At 50.4% G+C, this 7,034-nt stretch carries 5 protein-coding genes; 1 reads left to right on the top strand and 4 read right to left on the bottom strand.

Translation table 11 applies throughout. From position 1 onward, the window contains the following. On the top strand, positions 1-327 hold a 327-nt coding region (locus tag Q8O92_01520), incomplete at its 5' end, for a FlgD immunoglobulin-like domain containing protein (GenBank protein ID MDP2981994.1). Between the two features lie 277 nt (positions 328-604). Here the strand turns inward: Q8O92_01520 and Q8O92_01515 are convergent. The 4 genes from Q8O92_01515 to Q8O92_01500 all read right to left on the bottom strand — a co-directional run bounded on the left by Q8O92_01515 (position 605) and on the right by Q8O92_01500 (position 6,546). Then, a complete protein-coding gene (locus Q8O92_01515) occupies positions 605-1,777 on the bottom strand; it encodes an aldo/keto reductase (protein ID MDP2981993.1) in 1,173 nt (390 codons plus the stop codon). Between the two features lie 160 nt (positions 1,778-1,937). After that, positions 1,938-2,849 carry a DUF362 domain-containing protein gene (locus Q8O92_01510; GenBank protein ID MDP2981992.1) on the bottom strand — a complete coding sequence of 304 codons (912 nt, stop codon included), beginning with the start codon at positions 2,847-2,849 and terminating at the stop codon, positions 1,938-1,940. A gap of 233 nt (positions 2,850-3,082) precedes the next feature. Next, the gene (locus tag Q8O92_01505) at positions 3,083-4,768 is read right to left on the bottom strand and encodes a 4Fe-4S binding protein (protein ID MDP2981991.1); all 1,686 of its coding nucleotides are present in this window, start codon (positions 4,766-4,768) and stop codon (positions 3,083-3,085) included. A gap of 293 nt (positions 4,769-5,061) precedes the next feature. Beyond that, positions 5,062-6,546 (bottom strand): sulfatase, encoded by a 1,485-nt coding sequence (locus Q8O92_01500; GenBank protein ID MDP2981990.1) that lies wholly within the window; start codon positions 6,544-6,546, stop codon positions 5,062-5,064. Positions 6,547-7,034 lie beyond the last annotated feature (488 nt).

Genomic DNA, 7,034 nt, shown 5'->3' with positions numbered 1-7,034 from the left:
TCCGTTGGCAGCGGGAAACCAGTATTGAATGCAGAACAACCAAACACCTGGGCTTTGATGCAAAATCACCCAAACCCCTTTAATCCCTCAACATCTATTAACTACAATGTTCCGAATGGCGTATCTGTTCCGGTTACTTTGAAAGTATTCGATATCCGGGGAACTCATGTACGTACATTGGTGAATGAGGTAAAAAATGCCGGTATTTATTCCGTGTTATGGAACGGAAGGGATGATGCGGGACGAATTGTATCGGGAGGAATCTATTTCTATCGTATGGAAGCAGGCAATTTCTCGCAGACATGCAAAATGATATTCTTGAAATAGGAATAAAATATTGATGATCCTGCAAAAAGTATCTTGATGATGCCAACGCTCTAAAAACCTCACCCGGCCTTCGGCCACCCTCTCCTAATTAGGAGAGGGCAACAACAAGGCGCATAATTAGTTACCCCCTCTCCTGACTGGGAGAGGGGGACAGGGGGTGAGGAAAAGAAACGCCAGAAAATAATGTAAAAACATACTTTTTGCCGGTTCATTTCATCTTTTATCATTTACATCACACAAATCAGTGGTTCAGACAACTTTTCACTTTTTCTCTTGCCTATGCGAAGAGTTTCCGCGCCCGGCGCACCGAATCGGTGAGATCGAGGCCGCTCACGCATTTCACCACGCACTCGCCGCAGTCACTGCATCGCTCCACCCGAGAAGCGGGCGGCAATTGCGCATAATTTTCTTTTGCCAGCCGCAGATCCTCATACCCGTAGGCGTATCCCAGGCAGCGGTTCAGTTCGCAGATTTCGACTCCTTTCGGACACTGGTCCTGGCAGCCGGTGCACCCCGCCGCTCCGCGGCAGTATGCCCCCTTCAGATTCTCGGCGTGTTTATACAATGTCCGGCGGTCGAAAAAGCTCATTTTCATGCCCATAACCGCAACATTCTCGGCGATCTCTTCGAAATTTCTCACTCCGGGGATGGTCGTATCCACATACTTGTTCTGCAGCACCCATTTGAGCGCCGCCTGCTGGGAGGAGATATCACCCATTTTATGATCCGGATAACCCTTGCCCTTCACCTGGGTTTTCATGGCTATGATGGCCAGACCAGCCTTTCTCGCTTTCTCGATGGCGGCGGTTACTTCATCCGGAGATTGATGGTTGTATCCCACTGTCACCGCTTCCCAGAATTTTGAATTTACCGCGGTGGCGATGGTATCCGCATGGTTCGTATGTGTAGAAACTCCGATAAAGCGGCAGAGCCCGTCCTTTTTGGCTTTTTCGAATACTTTCATGTGTTCTTCGATCATGATTTCACTGCTGTTTTGGGGCATATGCATGAACATGATCTCCACATGGTCGGTCTGGAGCCGTTTCAGAGAGAGCTCCATCATCTGACGGACATCATCGGCGCTTCTCCCCTTGCAGTGTACCTTGGTGGCGACAAGTACTTTGTTTCGCCCGGCCTGTTTCAGCACTTCTCCCAGCACCTGCTCGTTTACACCGTTCATGTAGCCATGAGCAGTATCGAAGTAGTTTATTCCTGCATCCAGTCCAGCCTTGACAAGCTCCGGATCGCGGGTATTCATCACCCCGAATCCCACCTCGGAAACCTCTAGCCCGGTCGAACCCAGTTTGCGAAGCGTAGGCTTGCCGTCCTGTTTTTTATCCTGTGCAAAAATTCTCCGGGGAAAAAGACCGGACGCTGACAGGCCTGCACCGGCAATCAATCCGGTTACTGCGGTTTTTTTCAAAAACTCTCTGCGACTCGAGTGCTGCATGGATTCCTCCTGAAATTGGTTCTAATAAAACAAGATTAAGAAAAAATTAAAGTTTAATCCTGTAAAATCTTGTAAATCCTGTCAAAAAAAAGAATCTTAAAAATTAGACATGATTAACATGATTGACAAGATTAGGAAAATAATACTGGGGTATCCTTTCTTATACCGTTTTCTGGACCACATTAAGTTTCGATATGTCTATCTGGCCCACACCCATCTCCGCTGACATTACGATGTGGGCAACATTTTTCGCGGTAAGTTTCTGGTTATACCAGGGAGTCAGCGCTACGGCATAGGCATCGACCGCCACCGGATCTCTTCCCGCGAGAATGGTGTTGAGATTTGCAACCTTGCCCGGCCCCTGCGGCCCGCGGGTGGTGAGTGCGCGAATGGCGTCCACAATGGTCAGGCTCGGCTTGACAATAGTCGCGAGGTCGGCGATAGTCTGGTTCAGGTCGGAAGCCTCATGCATCCATTTACGGTCCCAGTTGAGCCCCATGTTCCCCTTGAGGCCGAGACTCACTCCGGTCGCACTGTGGGATTTTGCAACTGGAAGGTTTATGAGCACTTCCGCCTCTTTGAGAATCTTTGCCATCTTGGTGGATTTCATCTCCTTTCCCTGGGGGATGGGAGTCTCCGCATACAGATTCTCCGTTGCAGGCAGAATGAGCAGTGCATTTTTAGTTTGTTTCACCATCTGGGCTACATCAGCGCGGGTTCCGATGATTTCAGCATCCTGCAGGGGGTGATCCACTACCAGCACCTTTTTCGCCCCGGCTTCCAGGCACAGTTTTATAACAGCCTGAAGGACTTGGGGATTGGTGGTTGCCGCACGATCCGGCGCTGTGGCAAAGGAGAGATTGGGTTTAACGATCACCTGGTTCCCTTTTTTTACAAACGCGCCGATTCCTCCCACCGCCGCCACCGCCGCACGGACAATCACTTCAATATTCTCACCCTTGATCTCCGCCAGATCGGCGTTTCCTTCGGCATACACGAATCCGGTGAAAAACGGGCCGCTGACAAAAGTAGCAACCGCTCCGGTCTTTAGAAACCCCCTCCTCGATATCATAAAAACACCTCCATTATGCTGCATGTAAAGGAAAAAAACGATACTATTTATGTATTAGACGATTGCGAACCGAAATAGTTTTATTAAAAAATACGGTCTGAACCACTGATTCGCCTCCTAACCCTCAGTCCCTTTCCCCCGGAGGGGGCAAGGGAAGTCGTTGCTCCACAGTTTTCTCCTGCCCCCTTTGGGGGAAGGATGTCCGAAGGACAGAAAGGGGGCTGCTTCAGACATTATTTCACAAACCCAGGGGGCAACTCATTTTCAGGCATACTGTCCGCCGGTGCAGATGAAGCGGATGGAGCAGGCTGGGTGACTTTTCCCCCGGATTCAACTCTTATTTCCTTGTAGTAATCAACGTTGTCGTCTTTCACTGTTCGGAGACGTTTTACCTTTTCGGTTATATAGGATCCGTTGTTCTTGCGAACCTCGTTGATAGGAGTCACGAATATGGCTGCCTTGCCCTTTACCGGGCAGGCTTTCTCGCACATGCCGCATCCAACACACTTGTCCTCGATGACATACGGCCGCTGGATGGTGCATTTCTCGTCGGTAACCATTCGGAATTCCACCGCATCGTAGGGACATATCTCGTCACAGATAAGGCAGAGCTTCCCCTGTTCCCAGGCGATGCAGAGATTCCGCTCGATGGTGGCATTCCCCATGACCGCGTACTGTTTCTCCAGGAGGGGAAGATTACGGATGGCGCCGGTGGGACATATCTTGCCGCACAGATTGCACTTATCCTCGCAGCCACCCACCCTTGACATCAGCACCGGGGTATAAAATCCCTCGAATCCCGCCTGAAGAATGGCCGGCTGGAGCCCGTGAGTTGGGCAGGCTTTCATGCATTCTCCGCATCTGACACACGTATTAAGAAAATCTTTTTCCACCAGGGCTCCCGGGGGGCGGATGAGTGAGGGATTGATTATCTGCCTTGGCACCGCCGAGACGGCTGCGGATGCGGCGAGAATTCCTCCGGCGGCGGAGATGAGCATTCCCCGGCGGGAAGGGCTGTATGAATATTTCTGCTCTCCGGGCGCCTGGAATCCGAATGAAATGGCGTCCACCGGGCATACTGTCTCACAGCGCTCGCACTGTATACATTCATGGGCGGAGGTCTCGGTGTACGTCTCCGCGATGGCATTCATGGGGCAGGCTTTGGCGCATTTGGAGCACTCGCTGCAGGCGTCGCTGACCTTTCTCCCCCAGGGTGAAAACCGGGCGAGGAGAGAAAGCAGCGCCCCCAGGGGACAGATGTTACGGCACCAGAAGCGCCGCTCGAGAGAGATCAGTCCGACAGCCCCGAGGAAAAGAAGGAGACTGAACAAAGCTAAGTCGAATACCGGCTGCTGAAAGGAGAGCATGGAGAGTTTTATAAATCCCAGGCTCAGCGCCGCCGGACGGATAAGGTCAAGGAAAAAGTTAGCGGCATACACGGCGGGAGGATATACATTCAGAGTAAGCACCCGGAAGAAAAAAACCATGGGATCAAGGAAGAGCGCAAATGTCAGCCCAAACAGGGAGCCAAATACGAAGAATGAGAGAAGGTAGTACTTGCCGTTTTTATACTTTCCCTTTCCGTAGTTTTTTTCTTTTTTTCTCTCAGGGATATATCGGGCAAAAAAGTCGAATACGCTCCCCATCGGACAGATCCAACCGCAAAAAATCCTGCCGAAGAAAACGGTGACCAAAACAGTTGCCAGTGATGCCAGAAGCGCTGTGAGCACCAGACTCCCGGAGAGAGCCAGGCCAAAGAGAATGAGCGGATCGAGATTAAAGAAGAAATTTTTTGTAAGGTCTTCAGTGAAAGGGAAGGAAACCCGCCAGAACAGGAACAGGAAAAAAAGAAAAAAGAAGCCCTGGATGAAAGGCCTTAGTTTGGGTAAAGTTTGTTTTCGAGAATCTGTTTCCAGCACCTTCTCCTCGCTTTAAAACGATTTTCAGAAATTATTGCATTACCATGATACGGTTTAACGGTATAAAAGTTCCCCCGGTTTGTAAAAGGCGATACTCTAAAAATTGAACCACGAAAGTCACGAAAAAAACACGAAATTTATAATTTTTTGAATAAAATCATTTTTTGTGCCTTTCGTGTGGTTCGTGGTTAACAATACTGTCCTTTTTTGCGGGATGATTTAACTCCAGGTTTGCCAAATATAAAGGTGAGAATGGCTTTTGTAAAGTTTTTTCAGCCCCAGGCCATTGATTTCTACAACACCTTCGTTTTGAATGATTCCGCCAGAAAACCTTTCATTTCCCTGACAGTATCCAGATTTTTATCCGCCACATTCACTGTTTCTGCGGGATCCGTTTTCAGATCGTAGAGCGCAGGGCCCAGCCCGGGGTCTTTCCCCCAAATGTTCTGGAAATAGTGCCAGGCAGGGGTATGCACCGAGCCGAAATCGCTGTACCCGGTGACCACCCGGTCGTGGAGCCTGGAGGCTGCCCCGGTCACAAGCGGCCACATATCCTTCCCGTCGAAGTTCACATTGCATTTCACCCCGAGGAGGGAGAGAAATGTGGGCAGAAAATCAACATGCCCGGTCAGCCCCTCGATGCGCTTTCCCCGGAAGCTCCTGTCAGGATGCCGGATGATGAGAGGTACCCGGGAGAGGCAGGAATTGAGCAGTTTGGCCTGTTTCTGAACGCACCCCTGCTCGCCCAGGTGAGTGCCGTGGTCGGTGCTGAATACGATGACAGTATTATCCCAGAGGCCAAGCTTCTTTACCCCGTCGAGGAGGCGTCCTATGCAGTAGTCACTGAATGTCACTTCCGCTGAGTAGAGGTCGATCAGGACCGGGATATCATCCTTGCGGATATCGCTCATATTCACACCGTATCCGAAGATCATACGCTCGAACGGATATTTCTTGCGGTACATCTTCTGAAACCGCGGTGGAGCGTCCCAGGGCTCGTGGGGGTCGAACATGTCGATGAACAGCATGAAAGGGCCTTCGTTGTCCTTGTTTTCCGCAAGCCACTTTACAGCCGCAGAGCAGGATTGGGCGCAGAAGTAATCTTCCTCGCTCCTGCGATCCTTTGTATTGAGAACATACTGGATGATCCGCTCGCGGTAGTAATCGTTCAAAAGATGCTTGGGGACATGATCTTCCGGATTCACAGTGCTGCGCGGCCCGCTCTTGAAAGGGTCCGATTCCTGGCCCCGTATCCAGCGCCAGCTATTAAAACCTCGATGAAAGTTCAGGTTCGGTTTGAAATAGTGGAAGGTATCGACAATGAATCCTGTGGTGAAACCTGCTTTCCCTAAAATCTCGGCGAACGTGATGTCGTTCGTCTCCAACGGGCGCCACTTGTTCTTGTCCGGAAGAATGCTCATCCCGGTGTGCATGACCCGCCGCGCAGGAATGGTGGGAAGGCCGTCGGCGTAGCAGTTGGCGAAATACACGCCCTCTTCCGCAAGAGCATCGAGATGAGGGGTTTGGATGAGCCTGTTCCCGTTGAAACGGAGGTAATCCCAGCGAAACGTATCGGCGATGATGACGATAATATTGAGGCCGTTTGGCTTGCCCGCTTCCAGTTTCACCGGCAGTTTTTCAGTGGTCAGGGGGCCGGTGAATTCGGGCCGCTGCGCCTGCGCGGATGCATTCTCAGCAGTCAGGGATGACCCGGCACCCAGTCCGGCCAAAGTACCCAGAAATTTTCTCCGTTTAACCGTGCGTTTGGAACCGATCATGGTGTACCTCCTTCAAGCGCCGGGGGTGAAAGGTTCTATTCCATACATAACGACATAAATAATTACGTTTCTTTTCAAGATAGATGCCGAAACAAGTTCGGCATGACACGTGTCATCCTGAACTCGTTGCCGCTTCGCGGGAACGATGAAACCGTTTCGGCATCTTTTGGCATTGAACAATCGACGACATGAATCTATAGTATAATGAATCCATTTTATTCCGAAAAGATGTATTCTTTTTCCTGGCCATCCCCCATTTTTTTCTTTGGCGACAAATATGCCATGTTATTTATATGCTCTAAAGACAAAATCCCCCCGCCGCATAAAGCGGCGACCCCCTTGTTAAGGGGGTAAGATACTGCCTGCCAATATGTTTCCCCCCTTAAAAAGGGGGGATGCCAAAGGACAGGGGGGATCAGTCCTTCAAGAAGGCATGCAATTATCCGATAATACTTTCACATAAAATTATTCTTATAACGATAAGCATT

This window comes from Candidatus Latescibacter sp., assembly GCA_030692375.1.
Classification (GTDB): domain Bacteria; phylum Latescibacterota; class Latescibacteria; order Latescibacterales; family Latescibacteraceae; genus JAUYCD01.
The sequence above is the reverse complement of the archived record's forward strand: the minus strand, read 5'-3'. Positions and strand labels throughout refer to the sequence as shown.